The organism is Cupriavidus sp. a3, from assembly GCF_051015765.1.
Classification (GTDB): Bacteria; Pseudomonadota; Gammaproteobacteria; order Burkholderiales; family Burkholderiaceae; genus Cupriavidus; species Cupriavidus oxalaticus_A.
This window is the reverse complement of record NZ_CP170643.1, coordinates 3856085-3880024: the sequence shown is the minus strand read 5'-3', so window position 1 is coordinate 3880024 and position 23940 is coordinate 3856085. Positions and strand designations below refer to the sequence as shown.

23 protein-coding genes are annotated in these 23940 nt (G+C 67.3%); 11 read left to right on the top strand and 12 right to left on the bottom strand.

The window, feature by feature from the left end:
* Positions 1 to 60 precede the first annotated feature (60 nt).
* The 5 genes from ACAD63_RS18550 to ACAD63_RS18530 all read right to left on the bottom strand — a co-directional run bounded on the left by ACAD63_RS18550 (position 61) and on the right by ACAD63_RS18530 (position 5014).
* Positions 61 to 885, bottom strand: coding sequence for a hypothetical protein (locus tag ACAD63_RS18550; protein ID WP_434033124.1), 825 nt, complete (start codon positions 883 to 885; stop codon positions 61 to 63).
* A 249-nt stretch (positions 886 to 1134) separates the two neighbouring features.
* Positions 1135 to 2442 (bottom strand): MFS transporter, encoded by a 1308-nt coding sequence (locus ACAD63_RS18545; protein ID WP_133093971.1) that lies wholly within the window; start codon positions 2440 to 2442, stop codon positions 1135 to 1137.
* A 78-nt stretch (positions 2443 to 2520) separates the two neighbouring features.
* Positions 2521 to 3279 (bottom strand): SDR family oxidoreductase, encoded by a 759-nt coding sequence (locus tag ACAD63_RS18540; RefSeq protein ID WP_133093972.1) that lies wholly within the window; start codon positions 3277 to 3279, stop codon positions 2521 to 2523.
* Between the two features lie 63 nt (positions 3280 to 3342).
* A complete protein-coding gene (locus ACAD63_RS18535) occupies positions 3343 to 3585 on the bottom strand; it encodes a hypothetical protein (protein WP_133093973.1) in 243 nt (80 codons plus the stop codon).
* Positions 3578 to 5014 (bottom strand): aldehyde dehydrogenase family protein, encoded by a 1437-nt coding sequence (locus tag ACAD63_RS18530; RefSeq protein ID WP_135704737.1) that lies wholly within the window; start codon positions 5012 to 5014, stop codon positions 3578 to 3580. The genes ACAD63_RS18535 and ACAD63_RS18530 overlap by 8 nt, the downstream gene beginning before the upstream one ends.
* Before the next feature lie 202 nt (positions 5015 to 5216).
* Here ACAD63_RS18530 and ppa point away from each other — a divergent pair, with 202 nt between their 5' ends.
* The gene (ppa, locus tag ACAD63_RS18525) at positions 5217 to 5744 is read left to right on the top strand and encodes an inorganic diphosphatase (protein ID WP_029045751.1); all 528 of its coding nucleotides are present in this window, start codon (positions 5217 to 5219) and stop codon (positions 5742 to 5744) included.
* Positions 5745 to 5873: 129 nt separating this feature from the next.
* Positions 5874 to 6458: a cytochrome b gene (locus ACAD63_RS18520; protein ID WP_431189900.1), complete on the top strand. Its 585-nt coding sequence runs from the start codon at positions 5874 to 5876 to the stop codon at positions 6456 to 6458.
* Between the two features lie 13 nt (positions 6459 to 6471).
* On the opposite strand, the gene ACAD63_RS18515 is transcribed toward ACAD63_RS18520, so the two are convergent.
* Entirely contained in the window at positions 6472 to 7713 is a 1242-nt protein-coding gene (locus ACAD63_RS18515) for a GNAT family N-acetyltransferase (protein ID WP_135704739.1), read from the bottom strand.
* A gap of 205 nt (positions 7714 to 7918) precedes the next feature.
* On the opposite strand from ACAD63_RS18515, the gene ACAD63_RS18510 reads away from it, so the two are divergent.
* The 3 genes from ACAD63_RS18510 (at position 7919) to glnK (ending at position 11404) form a co-directional block, all read left to right on the top strand.
* Entirely contained in the window at positions 7919 to 9967 is a 2049-nt protein-coding gene (locus ACAD63_RS18510) for an NAD(+) synthase (protein WP_434033123.1), read from the top strand.
* A 158-nt stretch (positions 9968 to 10125) separates the two neighbouring features.
* The gene (locus ACAD63_RS18505) at positions 10126 to 10824 is read left to right on the top strand and encodes a hypothetical protein (RefSeq protein WP_195431648.1); all 699 of its coding nucleotides are present in this window, start codon (positions 10126 to 10128) and stop codon (positions 10822 to 10824) included.
* A gap of 241 nt (positions 10825 to 11065) precedes the next feature.
* Positions 11066 to 11404: a P-II family nitrogen regulator gene (gene glnK / locus ACAD63_RS18500; protein ID WP_006162803.1), complete on the top strand. Its 339-nt coding sequence runs from the start codon at positions 11066 to 11068 to the stop codon at positions 11402 to 11404.
* Between the two features lie 64 nt (positions 11405 to 11468).
* On the opposite strand, the gene ACAD63_RS18495 is transcribed toward glnK, so the two are convergent.
* The 3 genes from ACAD63_RS18495 to trxB all read right to left on the bottom strand — a co-directional run bounded on the left by ACAD63_RS18495 (position 11469) and on the right by trxB (position 13885).
* The gene (locus ACAD63_RS18495; protein WP_133093977.1) at positions 11469 to 12110 is read right to left on the bottom strand and encodes a trimeric intracellular cation channel family protein; all 642 of its coding nucleotides are present in this window, start codon (positions 12108 to 12110) and stop codon (positions 11469 to 11471) included.
* Between the two features lie 26 nt (positions 12111 to 12136).
* The gene (locus ACAD63_RS18490) at positions 12137 to 12811 is read right to left on the bottom strand and encodes a Smr/MutS family protein (RefSeq protein ID WP_133093978.1); all 675 of its coding nucleotides are present in this window, start codon (positions 12809 to 12811) and stop codon (positions 12137 to 12139) included.
* A gap of 108 nt (positions 12812 to 12919) precedes the next feature.
* On the bottom strand, positions 12920 to 13885 hold the full coding sequence (trxB, locus tag ACAD63_RS18485; RefSeq protein ID WP_133093979.1) for a thioredoxin-disulfide reductase: 966 nt from the start codon (positions 13883 to 13885) through the stop codon (positions 12920 to 12922).
* 242 nt (positions 13886 to 14127) lie between these two features.
* Here trxB and ACAD63_RS18480 point away from each other — a divergent pair, with 242 nt between their 5' ends.
* Positions 14128 to 16464 (top strand): DNA translocase FtsK, encoded by a 2337-nt coding sequence (locus tag ACAD63_RS18480; protein ID WP_434033122.1) that lies wholly within the window; start codon positions 14128 to 14130, stop codon positions 16462 to 16464.
* 51 nt (positions 16465 to 16515) lie between these two features.
* On the opposite strand, the gene ACAD63_RS18475 is transcribed toward ACAD63_RS18480, so the two are convergent.
* Positions 16516 to 17268, bottom strand: a complete 753-nt coding sequence (locus tag ACAD63_RS18475; RefSeq protein ID WP_195428305.1) for a hypothetical protein — start codon at positions 17266 to 17268, stop codon at positions 16516 to 16518.
* Positions 17269 to 17418: 150 nt separating this feature from the next.
* Between ACAD63_RS18475 and lolA the strand changes: the two genes are divergently transcribed.
* The 4 genes from lolA to ACAD63_RS18455 all read left to right on the top strand — a co-directional run bounded on the left by lolA (position 17419) and on the right by ACAD63_RS18455 (position 20180).
* Entirely contained in the window at positions 17419 to 18054 is a 636-nt protein-coding gene (gene lolA / locus ACAD63_RS18470) for an outer membrane lipoprotein chaperone LolA (RefSeq protein ID WP_135704747.1), read from the top strand.
* A gap of 8 nt (positions 18055 to 18062) precedes the next feature.
* Positions 18063 to 18506 carry a hypothetical protein gene (locus ACAD63_RS18465; RefSeq protein WP_434033121.1) on the top strand — a complete coding sequence of 148 codons (444 nt, stop codon included), beginning with the start codon at positions 18063 to 18065 and terminating at the stop codon, positions 18504 to 18506.
* A gap of 98 nt (positions 18507 to 18604) precedes the next feature.
* Positions 18605 to 18943, top strand: coding sequence for a hypothetical protein (locus ACAD63_RS18460; RefSeq protein ID WP_195428303.1), 339 nt, complete (start codon positions 18605 to 18607; stop codon positions 18941 to 18943).
* Between the two features lie 199 nt (positions 18944 to 19142).
* Positions 19143 to 20180: a Fe(3+) ABC transporter substrate-binding protein gene (locus ACAD63_RS18455; RefSeq protein WP_133093984.1), complete on the top strand. Its 1038-nt coding sequence runs from the start codon at positions 19143 to 19145 to the stop codon at positions 20178 to 20180.
* Between the two features lie 52 nt (positions 20181 to 20232).
* On the opposite strand, the gene ACAD63_RS18450 is transcribed toward ACAD63_RS18455, so the two are convergent.
* Positions 20233 to 20907, bottom strand: coding sequence for a hypothetical protein (locus ACAD63_RS18450; RefSeq protein WP_434033120.1), 675 nt, complete (start codon positions 20905 to 20907; stop codon positions 20233 to 20235).
* Between the two features lie 150 nt (positions 20908 to 21057).
* A complete protein-coding gene (locus ACAD63_RS18445) occupies positions 21058 to 22701 on the bottom strand; it encodes an ABC transporter permease (RefSeq protein WP_434033119.1) in 1644 nt (547 codons plus the stop codon).
* Positions 22702 to 22825: 124 nt separating this feature from the next.
* Here ACAD63_RS18445 and ACAD63_RS18440 point away from each other — a divergent pair.
* Positions 22826 to 23940, top strand: a 1115-nt coding sequence (locus ACAD63_RS18440; RefSeq protein WP_434033118.1) for an ABC transporter ATP-binding protein, incomplete at its 3' end; no start/stop codon positions are given.

Here is a 23940-nt window from a genome sequence, read left to right as displayed (position 1 = left end):
AGACGCCGCGCTTTTTCTCTCCTCCAACAACGCCGCGTCGCGGCGCTGCCACCCTGAAACCTACCAGCGCATCTGGTTGTTGCGCCCGCCGGTGCTCACTGTGGCCGTCTTGGTCCGGCCCTGGTAAGTCGCCCGCACGCTGTACGTGCCGCTCGGCGCCTTCAGCAGGCAGCGCGGCCCGTCGGCGACAAAGCTCGCCACTTCCTTGTTGCCGCGCATCAGCTTCACGTCGACATCGGACAGGTACTCGCCGCGATCGCCCTGGGTAAACAGCAGGCTCATGTTGAAGTTGCGTGCCAGCCGTTGCAGCGCGACCTGCTCGTCCTCGGCGACGCCGCCGCAGATATAGGTCACCGGTCCCGCGGTACGCTGCACCATGGCGTCCCGTGGCGGCGGAGGCGGCGGCGTGGTCAGCGGCGGGCGTGGCTGGGCCGCGGTCGGCGGCGGAGCGGGCACGGCAGGTGCGGCGCCGCCCGGTGCCGGTGCCGGCGAGGCCGTTGGCGGCGGGGCTGCAGTACCCGGTGCCGGTGCCGGTGCCGGCGGCGCAGGCTGGGCCACTGGCGGCGGCATGGTGGTGGGCGGCTGCGTTGCGGGCGGGCTCACGCCCGGCGTTGGCGCGATGGCACCAGCCGGGGCAGGGGCGGTCGCTGCCGGAGCAGCCGGTGCCGGAGCAGTAGCTGCCGGAGCTGGCGCAGGCGTGGCGGATGCGGGCGCGGCTTCGACCACGGGTGCCTGGGCATAGCTGGCCGCGGGGACAAGGGCCAGCAGCGCGACCACGCCGGCGCTGAGCGCGATCACAAGGCGCTTGACGCGAGTGCGGCGTGCGAGCCGCGCTTCGACGCGCTTCAGTGACTGGGTAGGGGCAAACGGGGGCAGGTGCGGCATCGTGGCCTCCTTGGCAATCTTCAGGATTCACGTGCCCGGAGGACCCCGTGTGGATCACTCCGGGTGTCTTCCTTTCCATGCTAGGGCGCAAGCCGGGGCCACACTGCCGGGTGTGGTCCTACATCGGCGTCAGCGGATGGCGCATCGTCGCCGCACGAGCGCCGCGCCAGGCACTTGCGCAGATCCCATGAAAAAACGGCGCTTTCCTTGCCGGAAAGCGCCGTTGCAGGCTACCCGCGACGCGCTTGCTTACCTGCGGCTCACCAGCCGGGCCGGGACCGACAGCGTCAGCGCCGCGCCTACCACCAGGCACGCGGCCAGCAGGTACATGCCGGAGTCCGTGCTCCTGGTCAGGTCCTTGAGCCAGCCCACCGCATACGGGCTGAGAAAGCCGGCGAGGTTGCCCAGCGAGTTGATCAGCGCAATGCCCGCGGCCGCGCCGGTGCCGGCCAGGAACGACGTGGGCAGGCTCCAGAACAGCGGCAACGTGGTCAGGATGCCGATGGTGGCCAGCGTCAGCGCGAACATGGCCAGCGTGGTATCGGTGGCCCAATGCACCGACAGCAGCAGGCCGAACGCGCCGAGCAGCGCCGGGATTGCGATATGCCAGCGCCGTTCGCCGCTGCGGTCGGCGCTGTGCGCCACCAGCACCATGCCGATCACCGCGCAGCCATACGGGATCGCGGTCAGCAGGCCGATGTCGAGCGCGCTCTTCACGCCGGTCTGCTTGATGATGGTCGGCAGCCAGAAGCTGACGCCGTACAGGCCCATGACGAAGCAGAAGTAGATCGCGCTCATCAGCCAGACGCGCGGGCTGAACATCACGGTGCGGATCGGCGGGTCTTCCTTGTGCGCGTCTTCAGCGGCGATGTTGCGCTCGAGCAGCGCCTTTTCCTCGCCTGTCAGCCACTTGGCGTGCGCGATGCGGTCATCCAGGTAGGCCAGCACCCACAGCCCCACCAGGATCGACGGCACGCCTTCCAGCAGGAACATCCACTGCCAGCCCGACCAGCCGTTGTGGCCGTCGAACGACTGCATGATCCACCCCGACAGCGGGCCGCCGATCACGCCCGACAGCGCGATCGCGGTCATGAAGAAGGTGGTGGTGCGCCCGCGCCGGTTGGCCGGGTACCAGTAGGTCAGGTACAGGATGATGCCGGGGAAGAAGCCGGCCTCGGCAATGCCAAGCAGGAAGCGCAGCACGTAGAACATGGTCGGCGTGGTGACGAACATCATCGCCGCCGAGATCGCGCCCCAGGTGATCATGATGCGCGCGATCCAGATGCGCGCGCCCACCTTGTGCAGGATCACGTTGCTGGGCACTTCGAACAGGAAGTAGCCGATAAAGAAGATGCCTGCGCCCAGCCCGTAGATCGTCTCGCTGAATTTCAGGTCGTTGAGCATCTGCAGCTTGGCGAAGCCGACGTTGACCCGGTCCAGGTAGGCCACCACGTAGCACAGCAGCAGGAAAGGCACCAGGCGCCAGCTCACCTTGCGGTAGGTGGCATCTTCAAAGGCGGCGTCGCCGACGCCGGGGGTTACTGCGGTCGTTGTCATGCCGTCTCCTGAGGATGTTTGCGTTCTTGCGACGCGGTACAGCGGTGTTACGACAAGGAAATGCCGGTGAAGCAGGGCTCAGACGCAGCGCCCGCCGTCGACTTCGATGCAGGTGCCGGTGATGAAGGCGGCTTCGTCGGAAGCCAGGTAGAGGCAGGCATTGGCCACGTCCTGCGGCGTCGACATGCGCCCCATCGGGATGGTGGCGAGGAACTTCGCGCGGTTCTCGGGCGTGTCGGGCATGCCCATGAATTCTTCAAGCAGCGCGGTGGCGCCGATCACCGGGTTGACGCAGTTGACGCGGATATTGTCCTTGCCCAGCTCGGCCGCCATGGCCTTGCTGGCGGTGATGACCGCGCCCTTGCTGCCGTTGTACCAGACCAGCCCAGGCCGCGGGCGGATGCCGGCGGTGGAGGCGATATTGACGAACACGCCGCCGCCGCGCTGGCGGAAGTGCGGGATGAAGGCGCGCGCCGACCAGTAGATGCTTTTGACGTTGACCGCATAGACGCGGTCGAACTCATCCTCGGTGACGTCGAGGATGGGCTTGTTGCGATGGGTGGTGCCGGCGTTGTTGACGACGATATGCACGTCGCCGAAGGCGGCCAGCGCGGCCTCGCGCATGGCCTCGGTATCGTCGCCGCGCGAGACGTCGGCGCGCACCGCGCGCGCCTGGCCGCCGGCCTCGCGGATCGCCGCGGCCACGCGCTCGGCGCCGTCTTCGCGCAGGTCGGCCACCAGCACGCTGGCGCCCTCGCGCGCGAAGGTATGGGCGATGCCTTCGCCGAAGCCGGAACCGCCGCCGGTGACGATCGCTACCTTGTTGGCCAGTCTCATCGCTTGTCTCCTTGTGTTGTGATTGTCGGTGATCGGTGCGGGGAATCGTTCAGTGCGGCGATATCAATGCGAAAACGGCCCCCGCCCGCGCAACGCATTCGCGACCATCATCACCGCCAGCAAAAACGGCAGCGCCACATACAGGCACCAGTGCACGCGGTCGCCCACCACATCGCCCCACTTGCGCTTGAACACCTGCAGCCGCGGCATGCCGGAGGGATTGGTGGCGCGCTTGTTCCGCACGTGCCACGCCATCCAGAAAAAGAAGATGGCAAATGCGACGGAAAGGAAATTGATGTTACCCATGTTGGATGGCGATGGTTTTCAGTGTGGTGAATCCGTACAGCGCCTCGAAGCCCTTTTCGCGGCCGTAGCCGGACTGGCCGCTGCCGCCGAAGGGCAGCTCAACGCCGCCGCCGGCACCGTAGTTGTTGATAAAGACCTGGCCCGCGCGCAGCTTGTGCGCCAGGCGCAGCTGGCGTCCGCCGTCGCGGGTCCAGACGCCGGCGACCAGGCCGTAGGGCGTGCCGTTGGCCAGCGCGATGGCTTCGGCCTCGGTGTCGAAGGGCATGGCCGCCAGCAGCGGGCCGAACACTTCTTCCTGTGCCAGCCGATGCGCGGGCGGCACATCGCGGAACAGCATCGGCACCTGGTAGTAGCCGGCCTCGGGCGCCTCGGCTACGATCTGGCCCTGCGCCATCACCGCCACGCCGGCGTGCTGCGCGTCGGAGACGAAGTCCCACACGCGCTGCTGCTGCTTGCGGCTGATCAGCGGGCCGCATTCGAGGTCGAGTTCGGCCGGGCCCACGCGCAGCGACTCGAACACCGAGGCAATGCGGTCGAGCAGCGCGTTATAGACCGGGCGCTCCACCAGCAGGCGGCTGCCGGCCGAGCAGGTCTGGCCGGCGTTCTGCACGATGCCGTTGACCACCACCGGCACCAGCGCATCGATGTCGGCATCGGCAAACACGATCTGCGGCGACTTGCCGCCCAGTTCCAGCGTGACCGGCACGTGGTTCTCGGCGGCCAGCTGCGACACCAGCTTGCCGGTCTGCGGCGAGCCGGTGAACGAGATGTGGTGGATGCCGGGATGGCGCGCCAGCGCAGCGCCGGCTTCGTGGCCGTAGCCGGTGATGATATTGAGTGCGCCTTCGGGCAGGCCGGCCTCGGCGGCGATCTCGGCCACGCGCAGCAGCGACAGGCAGGCGTCCTCGGCCGGCTTGACCACGCAGGCATTGCCGGCAGCCAGCGCCGCGCCCACGCTGCGGCCGAAGATCTGCAGCGGGTAGTTCCACGGGATGATGTGGCCGGTCACGCCGTGCGGCTCGCGCACCGTCAGCACGGTGTAGCCGGGGTTGTAGGGGATGGTCTGGCCGTGCAGCTTGTCGACCGCGCCGGCGTAGAACTCGAAGTAGCGCGCCACCGCGCGGGCGTCCGCGCGGGCCTGGCGCAGCGGCTTGCCGGTATCGCGCGCTTCCAGCGCGGCCAGTTCCTCTTCATGCGCGATCAGCGCCACGGCGACGCGGTTGAGCAGGCGCACGCGCTCGGCCGGGGCCATCTGGCCCCAGGCGCCCTCGGCGGCCTGGCGCGCGGCGTGGACCGCAACGTTGACGTCGGTGGCGTTGCCGCGGGCGATCTCGGCGAAGGGCTCGCCGTTGGACGGGTCGAACACCTTGATGCGCAGGCCGTTGTCCGGCGCGATCAGGCGGTTGGCAACAAAGTGCTGGGCATGCATGGGTGGCTCCGGGGCAGCACGAAGGCTGCGGCTATTCAGTGTCGGCTGAAGAATGCGCCATTATCGCGCACGCGGGCGTCGCTGCAACGCGTTGCAGCGGGCAGGGAAGTCAGAACGGGCCTGGCTTGTCAGCAACCGGTCAGGCGCGAGCCGTTATAATGCCCGCCATCCGACAACACAGCGCAGGCATCTGGAGAACCGCATGAGCTTCAACCTCGTCACCCCGGGCAAGGACATCCCCAACGATTTCAACGTCATCATCGAGATCTCGGCCCAGAGCGATCCGGTGAAGTACGAGGCAGACAAGGAAACCGGCCTGCTGTTCGTGGACCGCTTCATCGGCACCGGCATGCGCTATCCGGCCAACTACGGCTACATTCCGCAGACCCTGTCGGGCGACGGCGACCCGGTGGACGTGCTGGTGCTGTCCCCGTTCCCGATCCTGGCCGGCGCCGTGGTGCGCTGCCGTGCACTCGGCATGCTGAAGATGACCGACGAGTCGGGCGTGGACGCCAAGCTGGTCGCCGTGCCGGTGGACAAGCTGTCGCCCGCCACCGCCTACATGAAGGGCCTGTCGGACGTGCCGCAGAACCTGCTGGACCAGATCAAGCACTTCTTTGAGCACTACAAGGCACTGGAAGCCGGCAAGTGGGTCAAGGTCGAAGGCTGGGCCGGCATCGAGGAAGCCCACAAGGAAATCACCGACGGCGTGGCCAACTACAAGAAGTAAGCTGAACCGTCGCTGAAGAAACCCCGCCGCGGCGGGGTTTTTTGTTGCCCGTCGCTTGATGGCGGTTAGGACTCGTCCGTGCCGCTTGCGCTACGCTGGGTCCGTGTCAACCAGGAAGGAGAACCCACCATGAACCGCGCTACTCAGGGCATCAAGCCGATGCAGGGCCTGCCGGAAGTGTTGTCGCCATCGCGCCGCTATGACCGGCTCGCGGTGTGCTTCCATTGGGCGGTGTTCGTGCTGGTGGCGCTGGCGTATGCGGCCATCGAACTGAAGGGCAACTTCGACAAGGGCACGCCGGCGCGCGTGCTGGCCATGGACATCCATGAATGGGCCGGGGCGCTGGTGCTGGTTCTGGCGGTGCCGCGGCTGCTGTGGCGGCTGGTGCGCGGCGCACCGGCGCCGGAACCCGGCCCGCGCTGGATGCATCTGGCGGGAGAAGCCATGCACTGGGTGCTGTACCTGTTCATCCTGGCGCAGCCGCTGCTGGGACTGCTGGCGATGAATGCCGGCGGGCACCTGCTGGCGCTGCCTTCGCTGGGGATCGAAGTGCCCGCGCTGGTGGCGGCGGACCCCGCGCTGAAGGAAACGGTCAAGGCCATCCACGAAACGCTGGGGACCGCGTTCTACCTCGTCATCGGGCTGCATGCGATGGCTTCGCTGTTCCACCACTACATGCTGGGCGACAACACGCTGCGGCGCATGTGGCGCTGAGCGCCACGGCGGCTCAGGAACGGGCAAAGGGATTGCGTTCGCCCAGTTCGTCCAGGTAAGCGTCGATGCCGTGGCGCTCGCGCGCGAGGAAGCGCTCCACGGCATCGGCAAAGTCGGGATGCGCCAGCCAGTGCGCCGAGCGCGTCGCCACCGGCAGGAAGCCGCGCGCCATCTTGTGCTCGCCCTGCGCGCCGCCTTCGAAGGTGCGGATGCCGTGGGCGATGCAGAACTCCAGCGGCTGGTAGTACGCGGTCTCGAAGTGCAGGCAGGGGTGGTATTCGAGCGCGCCCCAGTAGCGGCCGTACAGCGTGCTGACCTGCGGCGCATCGTCGTACACCAGCAGCGACGAGGCGATCGGCTGGCCCGCGCGCTCGGCCACCACCAGCAGCAGGTGCTGCGGCATCGCCGCGCCGATGCGCCGGAAGAAGTCCAGGTTCAGGTAGGGCGTGGAATGGTGCTCGCGATAGGTCTGGCGGTAGCAGCGGTTGAAGAAGCGCCAGGCCTCTTCATCGATCTCGTGGCCGCGCAGGTGGCGGAAGGTGATGCCGGCCTGCGCCACCTGGCGCCGTTCGGCGCGGATGTTCTTGCGCTTCTTCTGTGACAGCGTGGCGAGGAAGTCGTCGAAACTGGCGTAGGGCTTGCTGCCACCTTCGCCGCCATTGGTCCAGTGGAACTGCACGCCGTGCCGCATCAGCATGCCGGCCTGCTGCATCAGCCCGGCTTCGGCCTCGTCGGGAAAAAGAACATGCAGCGACGACATGCCGCTTTCCGCCGCCAGCGCGAGCGCCACCTCCAGCAGCAGCCGGCGGGCCTGCGCATCTTCAGCGAGCAGCCGCGCGCCGCGCACCGGCGTGAACGGGATCGCCGACAGCCACTTGGGGTAGTACTCGATGTTGTGGCGGGCATACGCATCGGCCCAGGCCCAGTCGAACACGTACTCGCCGTACGAATGCGCCTTGGCATAGAGCGGCATTGCCGCGGCCAGCCGGTCGCCCGCCCACAACGTCAGGAAGCGCGGATGCCAGCCGGTCTCGGCGCATGCGCTGCCGCTGGCATGCAACGCATGCAGGAAAGCGTGGCGCAGGAACGGCGTGGGTTCGGGCTGGCGCGCCAGCAGCGCGTCCCAGGCGGCCGGGTCGATCTCGGCCAGGTCGGAGACGATGCGCGTCTGGTAGTCCGAAATGTCCGCTTGGTGGACCTTCTGGTCGTCTGCGCGGCTGCCTGTGGCCGCCGTGTCGCCGGAATCCGACTGCATGGGCTGTAGCTGAAGGGGTGGAGACGGGATTGCCGCGCGCGACGGCGCATGGCGCGGCTCGAGTCTACCGGAAACGGCGTGCAGGCGCTGCGGCAAGGCACGGGCGGCGCGCCCCCGGGTAGCGACGTAGAATGGCGGATATGCGTCACCCCCAGGTTCAGGCGCGGATGACCCGCCCCATGCCTGCCATACCCCAGGGCCCGAAATGAAGACTCCGTTTTTCAACCTCTATTCCCACGGCTTTGCCCGCGTGGCGGTCGGCGTGCCGGTCTGCCGCGTGGCCGATCCGGCTTTCAATGCGCGCGAGACGCTGGCGCTGGCCACGCAGGCTGCGCAGCGCGGCGCGGTGCTGGCCGCGTTCCCCGAGCTGGGCCTGTCGGCCTACACCTGCGACGACCTGTTCCACCAGCGCACGCTGCTCGATGCGTGCGAGGCGGCGCTCGGCACCATCGTCGAAGCTTCGCGCAAGCTGCCGCTGGCGATGGTGGTGGGCATGCCGCTGCGCGTGCAGCACCAGCTGTTCAACTGCGCCGTGGTGGTGGCCGCGGGCCGTGTGCAGGGCGTGGTGCCAAAGTCGTTCCTGCCCAACTACTGGGAATTCTATGAAGGGCGCCAGTTCAGCGCGGCCGACTGCGCCACGGTCGACAGCGTGCGGCTGCTGGGCCAGGAGGTGCCGTTCGGCGCCGGGCTGCTGTTCGATATCGAAGGGCTGCCGTTCTTCCGCTTCCATGCCGAGATCTGCGAAGACGTGTGGGTGCCGGTGCCGCCGTCGTCGTTCGCCGCGATGGCGGGCGCAACCGTGCTGGTGAACCTGTCGGCATCGAATATCGTGATCGGCAAATCGGGCTACCGGCACCAGCTGGTGTCGCAGCAGTCGGCGCGCTGCCTGGCGGCGTACCTGTACACCTCGGCCGGCAAGGGCGAGTCGTCCACCGACCTGGCCTGGGACGGGCAGGCATTGATCTACGAGAACGGCGAAATGCTGGCCGAATCCGAGCGTTTCTCCGACGACTCGCACCTGCTGTTCGCCGACGTCGATGTCGAGCGCCTGTCGCGCGAACGCATGCACCAGGTCACCTTCGGCCATTCGGTGCGCCGGCACAAGGCCGAGGTGGAAGCGTTCCGCGTGGTCACCTTCGCGCTCGACCTGCCGCGCGAGAAGTCGCTGCCGCTGGCACGCAACGTGGCGCGCTTCCCGTATGTGCCGGCCGATCCGCGCCAGCGCGACGAGCGCTGCATGGAGGTCTACAACATCCAGGTGCAGGCGCTGGTGCAGCGGCTGTCGGCCAGCAAGATCAGCAAGGTGGTGATCGGCGTCTCGGGCGGGCTGGATTCGACGCACGCGCTGCTGGTCTGCGCCAAGGCAATGGACCGGCTGGGACTGCCGCGCGCCAATATACTCGCCTACACCATGCCCGGCTTCGCCACCAGCGACCGCACGCTGGACCAGGCGCGCAAGCTGATGCAGGTGGTGGGCTGCAGCGCCACCGAGATCGATATCCGTCCCAGCTGCCTGGCCATGCTGAAGGACCTGGGCCATCCGTACGCCGCCGGCGAGAAGGTCTATGACGTGACCTTCGAGAACGTGCAGGCCGGCGAGCGCACCAACCACCTGTTCCGGCTGGCCAATTTCCAGGGCGCGATCGTGATCGGCACCGGCGACCTGAGCGAGCTGGCGCTGGGCTGGTGCACCTATGGCGTGGGCGACCACATGTCCCACTACAACGTCAACGCCAGCGTGCCCAAGACGCTGATCTCGCACCTGGTGCGCTGGGTCGCCGAAACCGGCCAGATCGGCGAGGGTGGGGCGGACGTGCTGCTGGCAGTGCTCGATACCGACATCAGCCCCGAGCTGGTGCCCGGCGACAGCAACCATGGCCCGGAGCAGAAGACCGAAAGCACCATCGGGCCGTACGAGCTGCAGGACTTCAACCTCTACTACACGCTGCGCTTCGGCTTCACGCCGTCCAAGATCGCCTTCCTGGCCCAGCACGCCTGGGGCGACCGCGAGCGCGGCGTGTGGCCGTACGGGCCCGAGGTGGCGCGCAACCAGTACGGGCTAGCAGAGATCAAGCGCAACCTCGCGATCTTTCTCGACCGCTTCTTCCGCACCAGCCAGTTCAAGCGGTCCTGCATCCCGAACGCGCCCAAGGTGGGGTCGGGCGGTTCGCTGTCGCCGCGCGGCGACTGGCGCGCGCCGAGCGATTCGGAGTCGGCGGTGTGGCTGGCGGACCTGGAGAAGGTGCCGGACTGATGCCCCAGTGTCGCTGAGCAGTGAAATGGCCAGCACTGTGCGGGCCATTTTCCTGCGGGAGCGCCGTCAGGCGGCAAGCGCTCGCCGCCACTGGCCACGCAGCGCCGGATTTCCTGCCTAGACTGCGCGCCGTTTGCATTCGAAGCAGAGGAAATCAGATGAAGCCAACTTTGACGAAGCGGGCCAGGGTTCCCGCCCTGCTGCTGTTGTGCTGCGTGGGTCTCGCGGCCTGCATCCAGGCGCCGATCCGGCGCCACGAAGGCGAGCCGCTGCTGCGGCACCGCCAGGGCGGCGCACGGGAACACGTCGGCGGCGTCGACATCTGGATGCGGGGCGAGCCGCCGCGACCATACGAGGTGCTGGCCTACACCACCGTGGAAACCGCGGAGGGGTGGATCGGCGAGCGCTTCCTGCTGAAGCGGGTTGCCTCCCGGGTGCGCGAAGCCGGCGGCGACGCTGCGCTGATAGGTGACCAGCGCAGCCGGCTGGTGGCGTTGCAGCGCGCGGGCAGGCATACCGAGCTGGCGGATTTGCACGCCAGGCCGGGCAACCGGATGCGTACCAGTTCGAGATCATCGCGCCGGCGCCTGGGATGCTCACTGCCTCCAGCGGCATGCGCATCGAACCGGACGCGACGCTGGAGACCGCCAGTGACGACATCGACACGCTGCTGGTGGCGGGCGGCCCCACGCTATGGAAGCAGGCGCCGGATGAAGGTTCGCGCCATCCCCTCAAGCGCGTGGCTGCCCTGGCCGGCTTGGCGATCCCAACAACCTGCGGCGCGCCTTTTTGCGTCGTGTCGGAGTGGCGCCTTCGGACTATCGGCGCCGCTTCCTCAGCACGGCGTGACCGGGTGATTTGCACAGGGTTTGCACAGGCTCTGCACAGGATTTCCCGGGGGCTGTCCACAGGGTTGTCCACAGGCACAAGCGGCATCGCGCGGCCCTGCGATGCGCGCTGTCGAACGTTCCGGCCGCGCCGGGCGCGGGATTGCGGGGAATGCATGGCGCCAATGGCTGTTAAAATGCCAGCCGGAGAGCGCCGCGTCCGCGGCGGTGCGCCGCCAGGCGCGTGAACAAACATAACCAGGGGCCAGTCATGAAGCAGATTACCGCCATCATCAAACCGTTCAAGCTCGACGAGGTGCGTGAGGCACTGGCTGACGTCGGCGTGACCGGGCTGACGGTGACCGAGGTGAAGGGATTTGGCCGCCAGAAAGGGCATACCGAGCTCTACCGAGGCGCCGAATACGTCGTCGACTTCCTCCCCAAGATCAAGATCGAGGTGGTGGTGGCCGAGAACCAGCTGGACACCGTACTTGACGCCATCGTCAAGGCCGCGCATACCGGCAAGATCGGCGACGGCAAGATCTTCGTGACCGAGATCGAACGCGTGATCCGCATTCGTACCGGCGAGCAGGACGAAGCCGCGGTCTGATAGCGCCGGCTGCAAATGCGAGAAAGCCGCCCAACCGGGCGGCTTTCTTTCTTTTGGGGCTTGTTCAGCTCGGCAGCTTCCAGCCGTAGCGCACCGACACCAGCCGCATCGCGATGATCGCCAGCGCGCCGGTCATCAGCGCCGCCTCCTGCTGCACTTCCATCCAGGTCAGGCCGATGTAGATCCAGCAGCCGACGAAGGAGCAGGTCGCATAGGGCGAGCGGTCGCGCAGGATCATCGGCACTTCATTGCACAGCACGTCGCGCACCACGCCGCCGAACACCGACGAGATGATGCCCATCATTACCGCCACGGTCGGCGTCATCTGCCCCACCAGCGCCAGCGAGGTGCCGGTGACCGAGAACAGCCCCAGCCCGATCGCGTCGGCGACGATCAAGGCCCGGTCCGACGCCACGCGGCTGACCACGCGCAGCACGAATGACGCGCCAAACGACATCGCGAAGATCAGCAGCACATAGCCTTCATGCTCGACCCAGTAGAACGGGCGCCGGTCCAGCAGCACGTCGCGCAGCGTGCCGCCGCCAAAGGCCGTGGCGAACGCCACCACGAAGGTGCCGACCACGTCGAGCCGCTGCTTGCGCGCGTCGACCACGCCCGATACCGCGAAGGCGAGTACGCCGATGACCTCCATGATATGGAGGATCAGGGGCAGCCGCCCCATCAGCAATTCGAGCGGGAGATGCATCCGTGGCGCTGGTCAGGCCCGGCGCATCAGGGCTTCGGCTGGCGCAGCAGCACCATCAGCGCGCCGGCGCCACCTTCGGCCTCGCGCGCCTGCACGAAGGCGAGCACTTCCTCCTTCTGCACCAGCCAGCTGCGCACCTTGCCCTTGAGCACCGGCAGCTTGTCGGGCGAGCCCAGGCCCTTGCCGTGGATCACGCGCACGCAGCGCACGCCGTTGCGCACCGAGCGGCGCAGGAATTCGGCCAGCGCTTCGCGCGCCTCGTCGCTGCGCAGGCCGTGCAGGTCGACCTTGTCCTGCGGCACCCATTCGCCGCGGCGCAGCTTGCGAATCACGTCCATGCCGATGCCAGGCCGGCGGAACGACAGCGTCTCGTCGGTCTCCAGCAGGCTTTCGACATCGAACTCGTCGGACAGCGAGGCCTGCAGCACCGCCTGGTCGTTGCGCTGCGATTGCACCGGTACCGGCGCGGGTTTGCTGACGGGGTGGTGGGCGCGGTTGCGGTCGCGCAATTGGCTGACCTGGCCCACGCTGGCGCGAAACACGTCGGCTTCCTCGCGGGCGCGCTGCGCCGCCTGCTCGGCGGCCAGGCGCTCGGCTTCGCGCCGCTCGGCATCGGCCTTGAGGTTGTCGCGCAGGCTGGACAGGTCGTTCAGGCCGAAGCGCTGGGTCGGTCGGTCGGGTTTGCGGGCGCCTTGCGTCATGAAAAATCTCCGGGTACTCGCCGGGATTATATCGACTGGGGCAGGGCAGCCACGGAGGCTGCGGGGAAGGGGTGAACCGGCCGCGGTGGCCGGTTCGGAGAGGCGGGATTACTTCAGGGCTTCGACAAAACGCTGCGCATCCAGCGCGGCCATGCAGCCGGTGCCGGCGCTGGTGATTGCCTGGCGGTAGACGTGGTCCTGCACGTCGCCGGCGGCGAACACGCCCGGCACGCTGGTGGCGGTGGCGTCGCCCTGCAGTCCCGACTTGGTCACCAGGTAGCCGTTCTTCATTTCCAGCTGGCCGGCGAACAGGTCGGTATTGGGCTTGTGGCCAATGGCGATGAACACGCCCGCCAGCTTCAGGTCTTCGGTCTGGCCGGTCTTGGCGTTGCGGATGCGGATGCCGGTCACGCCCGAATCGTCGCCCAGCACTTCGTCCAGCACGTTGTCGTAGCGGATCTCGATGCGGCCTTCCTTTTCGCGCTGGAGCAGGCGGTCGACCAGGATCGGCTCGGCGCGGAAGCTGTCGCGGCGGTGGATCACGGTGACCTTGCTGGCGATGTGCGACAGGTACAGCGCTTCTTCCACGGCGGTGTTGCCGCCGCCGACCACGGCGACTTCCTGGTTCTTGTAGAAGAAGCCGTCGCAGGTGGCGCAGGCCGACACGCCGCGGCCCATGAAGGACTCTTCCGACGGCAGGCCCAGGTATTGGGCCGAGGCGCCGGTGGCGATGACGAGGGCGTCGCAGGTGTATTCGCCGGCGTCGCCGATCAGCGTGAAGGGGCGGGCCGGCTTGCCGTTTTCATCCACCAGCTTCGCGGTGTGGATGTGATCGAAGATGATTTCGGTCTTGAACTCTTCGGCATGCGCCAGCAGGCGCTGCATCAGCTCGGGACCCTGGACGCCCTTGGCATCGCCCGGCCAGTTCTCGACGTCCGTGGTGGTCATCAGCTGTCCGCCCTGGGCCAGTCCGGTGATCAGCACCGGCTGGAGGTTGGCGCGGGCCGCGTAGACCGCGGCGGTATAGCCGGCGGGACCAGAACCGAGAATCAGCACTTTTGCGTGTTTTGCCATGATGCGTTCCTGTGGCCGGTGCGGCATGATGCCCACCGGCATTGCTCGAAACCGACATTATAAGAGGAGCCGCATTTGCCCACTGTTGCAAATTCCAATGGGTGCGATAGCCGCCGCCCACGTTAAAATGGCCGCCACGATGCCCGTCAGTCACCTCGTCAGTTACCTCGTCAGTCCGCTGACTCAGGCCGACGGCGGCGCCAAACGCATCCGGAATCACCCTAAAAGAGTCCTATCCAGGCATGGCCCGAGCTACCACGACCACCCGCACCGATCCATCGGCCTTGCCATCCCGCATCGGCAAACTGCTGGGCGAGGTACGCTGGTTCCTGCTGCTGGCCGTCACGCTGGGTTTCCTGTGCGTGCTGGCCAGCTACAGCAAGACCGACCCCGGCTGGTCGCATGCGAACCAGGTCGCCGATATCCATAACCTGGGCGGCCGTGTCGGGGCCTGGGTGGCCGACGTGCTGTTCTTTATCTTCGGCTTCTCGGCTTACTGGTGGGCGGTGCTGCTGGTGCGGCGCTGCTGGCGCGGCTGGCGCACGCTGACGGCCGAGCTGCCCGAGCGTGCGGACGACCGCCAGCATCGCCAGGGCGTGACGGTGAGCTGGGTCGGCTTCGTGCTGACGCTGCTGTCCAGCATGGGGCTGGAGGCGATCCGCATGTACCCGCTGCGCGCCGCGCTGCCGCGCGCGCCGGGCGGGGTGCTGGGCGACACGCTGGGCGGCTGGATGCAGGTGGCGCTGGGCTTCACCGGGGCGACGCTGCTGCTGCTGCTGCTGTTCGCGATCGGGCTGTCGCTGTTCTTCCACTTCTCGTGGCTGTCGGTGGCCGAGCATATCGGCGGTTTCGTCGAGACCATGTTCCTGGGCTTCAAGGCACGCCGCGAGAGCAAGCAGGACCGCATCATCGGCGAGGCCGCCAAGGTCGAGCGCAAGGAAACCGTCGAGGTGCAGCGCGTGCGCATCGAAGAGGCACCGCCGGTGCAGATCGTGCGTCCGCAGGCCGTGCCCAAGCATGAGCGCGTGGAACGCGAGAAGCAGCAGCCGCTGTTTGCCGATATCCAGGACTCGGACCTGCCGCCGCTGTCGCTGCTCGACCCGATCCCGCCGCACCAGGAAACGGTCAGCGCCGAGACGCTGGAATTCACCTCGCGCCTGATCGAGAAGAAGCTCAAGGACTTTGGCGTGGAGGTCAAGGTGGTGGCGGCCTACCCGGGGCCAGTCATCACGCGCTACGAGATCGAGCCGGCCACCGGCGTCAAGGGCAGCCAGGTGGTCAACCTGGCGCGCGACCTGGCGCGTTCGCTGTCGCTGGTGTCGATCCGCGTGGTCGAGACCATCCCCGGCAAGAACTACATGGGCCTGGAGCTGCCGAATCCGAAGCGCCAGACCGTGCGCCTGTCGGAGATCCTGGGCTCGCAGGTCTACAACGAGAGCGCTTCCAGCCTGACCATGGCGCTGGGCAAGGACATCGCCGGCAAGCCGATGGTGGCCGACCTGGCCAAGATGCCGCACTGCATGGTCGCGGGCACCACGGGCTCGGGCAAGTCGGTGGGCATCAACGCGATGATCCTGTCGCTGCTGTACAAGGCCAAGCCTGAGAGCGTGAGGCTGATCCTGATCGACCCCAAGATGCTCGAAATGAGCGTCTACGAAGGCATTCCGCACCTGCTGTGCCCGGTGGTGACGGATATGCGCCAGGCCGGCAACGCGCTGAACTGGGCCGTCGGCGAGATGGAGCGGCGCTACAAGCTGATGAGCAAGCTGGGCGTGCGCAACCTGGCGGGCTACAACAAGAAGATCGACGAGGCCGCGGCCAGGGAAGAGAAGATCCCGAATCCGTTCAGCCTGACCCCGGACGCGCCGGAGCCGCTGGACAAGCTGCCCACCATCGTCATCGTCATCGACGAGCTGGCCGACCTGATGATGGTGGTCGGCAAGAAGGTGGAAGAGCTGATCGCCCGCATCGCGCAGAAGGCGCGCGCCGCCGGCCTGCACCTGGTGCTGGCCACGCAGCGCCCGTCGGTGGATGTGATCACCGGCCTGATCAAGGCCAACGTGCCGACCCGCATTGCCTTCCAGGTCAGCAGCAAGATCGATTCGCGCACCATTCTCGACCAGCAGGGCGCCGAGACGCTGCTGGGCATGGGCGACATGCTGTACCTGGCGCCGGGCACCGGCTTGCCGGTGCGCGTGCATGGCGCCTTTGTCTCGGACGATGAAGTCCACCGCGTGGTGGAGAAGCTGAAGGAAGGCGGGGAAGCCAACTACATCGAAGGCATCCTCGAAGGCGGCCTGACGGACGATGGTGGCGGCGATGGCTTTGGCGGCGGCGCCGGTATCGGCGGTGGCGGTGGCGAGGCGGATCCGCTGTATGACCAGGCCGTGGAAGTGGTGCTGAAGAACCGCCGCGCGTCGATCTCGCTGGTGCAGCGCCACCTGCGCATCGGCTACAACCGCGCCGCGCGGCTGCTGGAGGATATGGAGAAGGCGGGGCTGGTTTCGGCCATGTCGGGCAATGGCAATCGCGACATCCTGGTGCAGGGCGGTGGCGCGGCTGCGCGGGATGATGAGTGACTAGCGGAGGCGGGCATTCAGGCTGGCCGTGGATTGCGCAGCCTGAGCGTGCTAACGGCGCTTAAGCAGTAGGTCGAGCTTCGCGTTGACGTTGTCGACCTTGGCGTTGACGTTGTCGACCTTGGCGTTGACGTTGTCGACCTTGGCGTTGACGTTGTCGACTTTCGCGTTGACGTTGTCGACCTTCGCGTTGACGTTCCCTAGCTTGGCGTTGACGTTCTCTAACTTCTCGTTGAATTCTTCAAAGCCCTTTTCGACCCGCACCTCCAGGCGCTCGATGCGCGAATCAACTGCGTCCAGGCGACCCGTGAGGCGGCGGTCCATTTCGGTGATCCGAGAGGCGAGCGGACCGGTGGCCTTTTCGATCTTGTCCTGGGTGCTCTCATTCAGCCACGACATCACGGAAAAGACGAACGCTACACCGGCCAGAATGCCCGTGACTACCATGGCGGGATTAAAGGGCTTGGCAGCGGTCTTTTCCTGCCAGGCGTCGAGTTCAATCCTGACCTGGCGTGTCGCGATCCTCTTCATCTCGTCGCGGTCGAGACGCCTGGCGTCGTGCCGGAATGGCTGACGCCCGGCAGCAGGTTTGGCGTTGGTCATATTGCTGGCCCAGTGGATTTGACCGCCTCCCGGCGAAGCAGCGAGCAAGAGGCGGCGTGGCGAGTGCTCTACGTACATGCACTGCATTGTCTTCCACGCCAAGTAAAGAAGCGTTTCGTCCTGATACGAGATTCGCTTTACGGGGTCCTTTACCGCAAATTGAGAGTTTTCGTGCCTGAGCCGGCGCAGTTCGCGCACCATCTGCCGTAATATCCGGTTACCCGCGAAGCAGGGGCGGCGCGGAATCCTGCACCAGCAGCTGGCTCTAACAAGACACGTTGACCGTGCAGTGGACTGCCTGTCAGACGCCGCACAGGGTCAACGCATTCGATAACAACCAGGATCCAAATCATGCGCAACCGCATCCTCGTGTCGGCCTGCGCCGCGCTGGCGATGTTTGCCATCCAGGCGCCGGCCCATGCCGCAGCTACCGACCAGCTGCAGAGCTTCGTCACCGGTGTGAAGAGCGCGCGCGGCGAGTTCACGCAGCGCCAGGTCAAGGGGCAGGGCGCCAACGTCAAGGTGACCGGCAACTCCAGCGGCACCTTCGTGTTTGCGCGCCCGGGCAAGTTCACCTGGCGCTATACCAAGCCCTACGAGCAACTGCTGCAGGCCGATGGCCAGACCCTGTACATCTACGACAAGGACCTGAACCAGGTCACCGAGCGCAAGCTTGATGCCGCGCTGGGTTCCAGTCCGGCCGCGATCCTGTTCGGCAGCAACGACCTGGAGAAGAACTTCGCCATCAAGAACGGCCCGACCCGGGATGGCGTGGAATGGCTGGAACTGACGCCCAAGGCCAAGGACACGCAGTTTGAGCGCATCGGCATTGGCTTCAAGGGCGGCAACCTCGAAGCGATGGAACTGCGCGACGCCTTCGGCAACACCACCTTGCTGACCTTCACGAACATGCAGAAGAACCCGCCGCTGGCGGCCGATGCATTCCGGTTCACGGTGCCCAAGGGCGCCGACGTGATGAAGCAATGAGGCCCGCCATGATCGCCAACTCAGCCATGGCCGTTCGCATCGTCGCTGCCCGCGGACGTTACGGCGCAGTGATCCTGGCGGGTGCCGGCGCGCTGGCGCTGGCGCTGGCGGCTTGCGCCAGCGTCGGCGGCGGCGCCAGCAAGTTCGATGTCGATTCCTTCCTGCGCGCGCCGGACACGGCGTTGCCCGAAGTGCTCGGCAACGCGGAGTTCCTGAAGTCCACGCGCGTGCCCGCATCGGAATGCGCGGCCATGCTGCAGTCCGCCAGCACCGGCGTGCTGGAAGACCTGCCGCCCAGCAGCAACGCGCGCGGCCCCGCCTGGCTGCTGCATCCCAAGGGCAAGCCCGAACAGGTCTGGTTAGTTGTCAGCGAGTCAGGCGGCGAACGGACGTGCCACGGTCCGTTGCCGGCCGACGCGATGAAGAGGCTGGCCAACCGCGCCAAAGGCTGATTGCGCCGGCTTCAGCGCTGATGCGTTGCGATTGGAACGCCGCCAGCGGACATGTGTCGAACCGTCCACATCCAAGCGGAAACAAAAAAGGAAGCGACATGCCTGCAATCCGAACCACAGTACATGCCCGTCGACTGCTCTGGCTGGCCGCGGGCGCGGCCTTGCTGGCCGGTTGCGCGACGCAGCCCAACGAGCCGGCACCAATGCCCGGCCCGCAAGGTGCGCGGGGCACCCCGGCCGGCTGTGCCGCCGACAAGGTTGCCGACGACACGCTGGTGGGCAAGAGCGAGACCGAGGCCGTCGGCCTGCTGCAAGGCTGTGCATGGCGGCTGGGCGAACGCGACGGGCAGCAGTTTCCCGGCACGATGGACTACAACCCCCAGCGCCGCACCCTCGGCATCAAGGCTGGCAAGGTTGCGTGGGTGCGGCGCGGCTGAAGCGATGTGCAAGCGCGTCCACATGGTGCGTCGGGCGCGCAATTATTGATTGCTCAACATGCGCCAACATGACAAAAATGTAATTTGACCGGCTGAACAAGAATCAATATTGTTTCTGGCTGTCCGGAATCCAATAACCGGGCAGTCCCGGGTGTCCCGGATGCTGGCGACTGCCCAACCATGCTGGGGAGCCATCCGCGTGAAGACCACTATCCGAACCTTGCTGCCGCGTGTCGCGGCGCTGGCCCTGCTGACGCTGCCGCTGGCGGCCGCCGCGCAGGAAAAGGTGCTGAACCTCTATACCGCACGGCACTACCAGACCGACGAGGCGCTGTACGCCAACTTCACCAAGCAGACCGGCATCAAGATCAACCGCATCGAAGGCCAGGAAGATCCGCTGCTTGAGCGCATCCGCAATGAGGGCGCCAACAGCCCGGCGGACGTCTTCATCACCGTCGATATCGGCCGCCTGTGGCGGGCCCAGCAGGCCGGCGTGTTTGCGCCGGTCAAGTCCAAGGTGCTGGAATCGCGCATTCCCGCCAACTACCGCGATCCGAACGGCGAGTGGTTCGGCTTCTCGGCGCGCGGCCGCGTGATCGCGTACAACAAGACCGCGGTCAAGGCCGGCGACATCGCCACCTACGAGGACCTGGCCGATCCCAAGTGGAAGGGCAAGGTGTGCACGCGTTCCAGCGGGCACGTCTACAACCTGTCGCTGGTGTCCAGCCTGATCGCGCACGACGGCGAGGCGCGCACCGAGCAATGGGCACGCGGCGTGGCAGCCAACCTGGCGCGCGCGCCCAAGGGCGGCGATACCGACCAGCTCAAGGCCGTGGCCGCGGGCGAGTGCGACGTGGCGATCTCCAACACCTACTACATCGCACGCCTGCTGAAGTCGACCAAGCCGGAAGACAAGGCCGTGGCCGACAAGCTGGGGGTGGTGTGGCCCAACCAGAAAAGCCAGGGCGTGCATATGAACATCTCCGGCGGCGGCATGCTGAAGCACGCGCCGAACAAGGAGGCCGCGGTCAAGTTCCTGGAATACCTGGCCAGCGACGATGCGCAGCGCTACTTTGCCGACGGCAACAATGAATGGCCGGTGGTGCAGGGCGTGAAGGTCAGCAATCCGGCGCTCGATTCGCTGGGCGAGTTCAAGGCCGACAGCATCAACGTGGCCGAGCTGGGCAAGTACCAGCCGCAGGCGCAGAAGCTGCTGGACCGCGCGGGCTTCAAGTAAGCCGCAGGTCAGGCCGGCCGTCCCTGCACGAGGATGGCCGGCTGGTTCCGCGCTACAGCAGGAACCGCTTGTTTCCCTTCACTTCGGCCGGCTCGACCTTGCGGAACGTCAGCTTGACGCTGCTGTCGAGCCGCCGCCCGGCCTGGCGCCGGATCAGCGCGCGCTGCAGCAGGCCCTTGTGGCCGACTGTGCCTTCCGCATAGGACTGGTCCCCGACTGTTCCCAGCGCCATAGCGGCCAGCGCCTGGTTGCGCTCCGCCGCACTCTTTTCCAGCAGCTTGTCCAGCGCCATGCGGGCGCGCACCTGCGCGGCCAGCGCCGTGTCGCCGGGATTGGCGCGGGCACGCTCGGCGTCCCATGGCAACCGCACCTTGCCCGCCAGCCGGCGCAGCGCGGCGCGCAGTTCGGCGCCGTCCATGCGCGATTCCTGCACGATCCACACCGCATCATGGCGCACTGCCGCTTCGGCATCCGCCATGCGGCGTACCAGCGCGGGCTGCAGGCTGGGCGAGGTGAACTGGCGCCCGCGGCGGATGGCGTTGAGCGCGATACGGCGCACCTGCGGGTTGGCGTGGTCGGCAAGGTCGTCGATGATGCGCGCCGCGGTATCGGCGGATCCGATCATCTCGGCCAGTTGGCCGGCCAGCGAGATTTCTTCCACGCCGCTCAGCGTGTTGCGGCTGGCCAGCCGGTTCAGCTTGAACAACAGGATGTGGTATCGCAGCATACGCCCCCGTCAGGCATTCCGGCGGCAGGCGCGAAAGGATCCGGCGTGCCGCTGTTCTTGTCCCCGGGCGAGCGCCGGGCCATGAAAGGCTATCGGCGCGGCACGGCGGGACTTTAGCGGGCTACTGAGCGAGTGGGCTAGTGGGGCGGCTCAGCGCTGCGCCTCGCGCCGGATCGTGCGCGACAGCACGATCACCGGCAGCAGGCCGACGGCGACGATCACCAGCGACGCGGTCGCGGCTTCGGTCAGGCGTTCGTCGGCAGCGAGGTTGTACGCCTGCACGGCCAGCGTATCGAAGTTGAACGGCCGCATCACGAAGGTAGCCGGCAGCTCCTTCATCACATCGACAAAGACGATCAGCGCCGCCGTCAGCAGGCTGCCGCGCAGCATCGGGAAATGCACGCGCCGCAGCGTGGCGCCGGGGCCGTGGCCGAGGCTGCGCGCGGCGGCGTCCATGCTGGGCGTGATCTTGCCCAGGCCCGCATTGACCGTCTGCAGCGCTACGCCCAGGAAACGCACCAGCAGCGCATACACCAGCGCCGCGATGCCGCCGGTCAGCAGCAAACCGACCGACAGCCCGAACTGCTGCTGCAGCCATGCCGACAAGGCATTGTCGAAGCGCGCCACCGGCACCAGCACACCCACGGCGATGACCGAGCCGGGCAGCGCATAGCCCATGCCGCAAAGCCGCGTCAGCCCGCGCATCAGCCACCCGCGCCGGCCGTTCGCGGCGCGTCCGGCGTAGCCGATCGCCAGCGCCACCAGCACCGCCGCCAGCGCCGTCGCGCTGGCCAGCAGGAAGCTGTTGCGCACCAGCCCGACAAAGCGCGGACCGAACTGGGCGTCGCCGTCGGTAAAGGCCATGCGGCACAGCATCAGCGCCGGCACCAGGAAGCCCAGCAGCACCGGCACGGCGCAGGCCGCCAGCGCGAGCCAGCCGCGCGTGCCGCCGAGCTTCCATGCCGCGGCGCGGCGCTGGTTGCCGTAGACCTGCGCCCGACCGCGGCTGGCGCGCTCCATCAGCAGGATCGCGGCGACGAACAGCAGCATGCATGCCGACAGCTGTGCCGCCGCATTCTTGTCGCCGAGCGAAAACCATGCACGGTAGATGCCGGTGGAAAACGTGGGGATGGCAAAGTACGCCACGGTGCCGAAGTCGGCCAGCGTTTCCATCATCGCCAGCGCGGTGCCGGCGACGATGCCGGGCCGGGCCAGCGGCAGCACCACGCGCCAGAGCCGGCTCCAGGTGCCGTGGCCGAGCAGGCGCGCGGCTTCGATCGTGTTCTGGGTCTGCTGCAGGAAGGCGGCGCGCGCCGTCAGGTAGACGTAGGGATACAGCACCAGCGAAAACAGCGCGATGGCGCCGCCCAGCGAGCGGATGTCCGGGAACCAGTAGTCGCGCGCCTTCCAGCCGGTCAGTTCGCGCAGCCAGCCTTGCACCGGCCCGGCGAACTGCAGCGCATCGGTGTAGGCGTAGGCGATCACATAGGCCGGCATCGCCATCGGCAGTACCAGCGCCCATTCCATCACGGCATGGCCTGGGAAGCGGTAGGTCGAGACCAGCCATGCGGTGGTCACGCCAAGCAGCAGCACGCCCGCGGCCACGCCCAGCAGCAGCCAGATGGTGTTGATCACATACTCTGCCAGCACCGTGTCGATCAGGTGGCGCCAGGTCTCGCCGGCGGGCAGCAGCACGGCTGAGGCGACCACCAGCACGGGCACGGCGATCAGCAGCGCCATCGCGAGCGTGGCCAGGGTCAGGGGGTGGAAGCGGCGGCGGCTGAGTAGGAGCATGCGGTGGATTCAATGGAAGCGCGCCCGGACAATGTGGCGCCGGCGCGGCAGCGGGCTGCCGCATTCTAGCAATGCCGACACGAGAGGGCCCCGCGGCGCGGCTCCACGTCCCTATAATGCGCACATGCGAACCGATTCCTATTCCCGATTACCCGAAGCCCAGGCACGCACGCGGCCGATGGCTCGCAGCGGCACCCACGAGGCTGCCGCCAGCGCCGCCGTCATCGAGGTCGACCGTATCCGGCATGCGTTCGGCCGGCAAGCAGTGGTCAAGGGCCTGTCGTTTGCGCTGGCGCGCGGCAACATCGCCTGCCTGCTGGGCCCCAGCGGCTGCGGCAAGACCACCGTGCTGCGCGCCATCGCCGGCTTCGAGCCGTTGCAGGACGGCCGCATTGTGCTGGACGGGAGGACCGTGTCGTCGTCGGACGCGCTGGTGCCGCCGGAGCAGCGCCGCATCGGCATGGTGTTCCAGGACTACGCGCTGTTCCCGCACCTGGACGTGGCCGCCAACGTCGGTTTCGGTCTGACCCGCGCCGGCCGTGCAGAGCGTGCGGAGCGGGTGGAAGAGGTGCTGCAGCTGGTCGGGCTTGCCGGCTCGGGCCGCAAGTATCCGCACGAGCTCTCGGGCGGCCAGCAGCAGCGGGTGGCGCTGGCGCGCGCACTGGCGCCGCGGCCCGAACTGCTGCTGCTCGACGAGCCGTTCTCCAACCTCGATGTCGATCTGCGCGAGCGCCTGAGCCTGGAAGTGCGCGCGATCCTGAAGGCACAAGGCACCACCGCCATCCTGGTTACGCATGACCAGTACGAGGCCTTTGCCATGGCCGACGAAATCGGCGTGATGCATGACGGCGTGATCGAGCAGTGGGGCAGTGCGCACGAGTTGTACCACCGCCCGGCATCGCGCTTCGTCGCCGGCTTTATCGGGCAGGGGGTGCTGATGCCGGGGCACCTGCGCGGCGATGGGCGGATCGAAGTGGAGCTGGGCATGCTGCACCCGGCGGTGCCCCTGCAGCTGCCCGCGGATGCCCCGGTCGACGTGCTGGTACGTCCTGACGACATCGTCCACGACGACGCCAGCCCGATGCAGGCGGAGGTGATGCACAAGGCCTTCCGGGGCGCCGAGATCCTGTACACGCTGCGGCTGGCCAGCGGCGGCCGGGTGCTGGCGCTGGTGCCCTCGCACCACAACCACGCGGTGGGCGAGCGCATCGGCATCCGCGTGGAGATCGAGGACGTGGT

What these genes read in the sequence shown, in the direction of transcription:
- ACAD63_RS18550 (WP_434033124.1), bottom strand. Translation starts at nt 885, where the DNA reads ATGCCGCACCTGCCCCCGTTTGCCCCTACCCAGTCACTGAAGCGCGTC.
- ACAD63_RS18545 (WP_133093971.1), bottom strand. Translation starts at nt 2,442, where the DNA reads ATGACAACGACCGCAGTAACCCCCGGCGTCGGCGACGCCGCCTTTGAA.
- ACAD63_RS18540 (WP_133093972.1), bottom strand. Translation starts at nt 3,279, where the DNA reads ATGAGACTGGCCAACAAGGTAGCGATCGTCACCGGCGGCGGTTCCGGC.
- ACAD63_RS18535 (WP_133093973.1), bottom strand. Translation starts at nt 3,585, where the DNA reads ATGGGTAACATCAATTTCCTTTCCGTCGCATTTGCCATCTTCTTTTTC.
- ACAD63_RS18530 (WP_135704737.1), bottom strand. Translation starts at nt 5,014, where the DNA reads ATGCATGCCCAGCACTTTGTTGCCAACCGCCTGATCGCGCCGGACAAC.
- ppa (WP_029045751.1), top strand. Translation starts at nt 5,217, where the DNA reads ATGAGCTTCAACCTCGTCACCCCGGGCAAGGACATCCCCAACGATTTC.
- ACAD63_RS18520 (WP_431189900.1), top strand. Translation starts at nt 5,874, where the DNA reads ATGAACCGCGCTACTCAGGGCATCAAGCCGATGCAGGGCCTGCCGGAA.
- ACAD63_RS18515 (WP_135704739.1), bottom strand. Translation starts at nt 7,713, where the DNA reads ATGCAGTCGGATTCCGGCGACACGGCGGCCACAGGCAGCCGCGCAGAC.
- ACAD63_RS18510 (WP_434033123.1), top strand. Translation starts at nt 7,919, where the DNA reads ATGAAGACTCCGTTTTTCAACCTCTATTCCCACGGCTTTGCCCGCGTG.
- ACAD63_RS18505 (WP_195431648.1), top strand. Translation starts at nt 10,126, where the DNA reads ATGAAGCCAACTTTGACGAAGCGGGCCAGGGTTCCCGCCCTGCTGCTG.
- glnK (WP_006162803.1), top strand. Translation starts at nt 11,066, where the DNA reads ATGAAGCAGATTACCGCCATCATCAAACCGTTCAAGCTCGACGAGGTG.
- ACAD63_RS18495 (WP_133093977.1), bottom strand. Translation starts at nt 12,110, where the DNA reads ATGCATCTCCCGCTCGAATTGCTGATGGGGCGGCTGCCCCTGATCCTC.
- ACAD63_RS18490 (WP_133093978.1), bottom strand. Translation starts at nt 12,811, where the DNA reads ATGACGCAAGGCGCCCGCAAACCCGACCGACCGACCCAGCGCTTCGGC.
- trxB (WP_133093979.1), bottom strand. Translation starts at nt 13,885, where the DNA reads ATGGCAAAACACGCAAAAGTGCTGATTCTCGGTTCTGGTCCCGCCGGC.
- ACAD63_RS18480 (WP_434033122.1), top strand. Translation starts at nt 14,128, where the DNA reads ATGGCCCGAGCTACCACGACCACCCGCACCGATCCATCGGCCTTGCCA.
- ACAD63_RS18475 (WP_195428305.1), bottom strand. Translation starts at nt 17,268, where the DNA reads ATGGTGCGCGAACTGCGCCGGCTCAGGCACGAAAACTCTCAATTTGCG.
- lolA (WP_135704747.1), top strand. Translation starts at nt 17,419, where the DNA reads ATGCGCAACCGCATCCTCGTGTCGGCCTGCGCCGCGCTGGCGATGTTT.
- ACAD63_RS18465 (WP_434033121.1), top strand. Translation starts at nt 18,063, where the DNA reads ATGATCGCCAACTCAGCCATGGCCGTTCGCATCGTCGCTGCCCGCGGA.
- ACAD63_RS18460 (WP_195428303.1), top strand. Translation starts at nt 18,605, where the DNA reads ATGCCTGCAATCCGAACCACAGTACATGCCCGTCGACTGCTCTGGCTG.
- ACAD63_RS18450 (WP_434033120.1), bottom strand. Translation starts at nt 20,907, where the DNA reads ATGCTGCGATACCACATCCTGTTGTTCAAGCTGAACCGGCTGGCCAGC.
- ACAD63_RS18445 (WP_434033119.1), bottom strand. Translation starts at nt 22,701, where the DNA reads ATGCTCCTACTCAGCCGCCGCCGCTTCCACCCCCTGACCCTGGCCACG.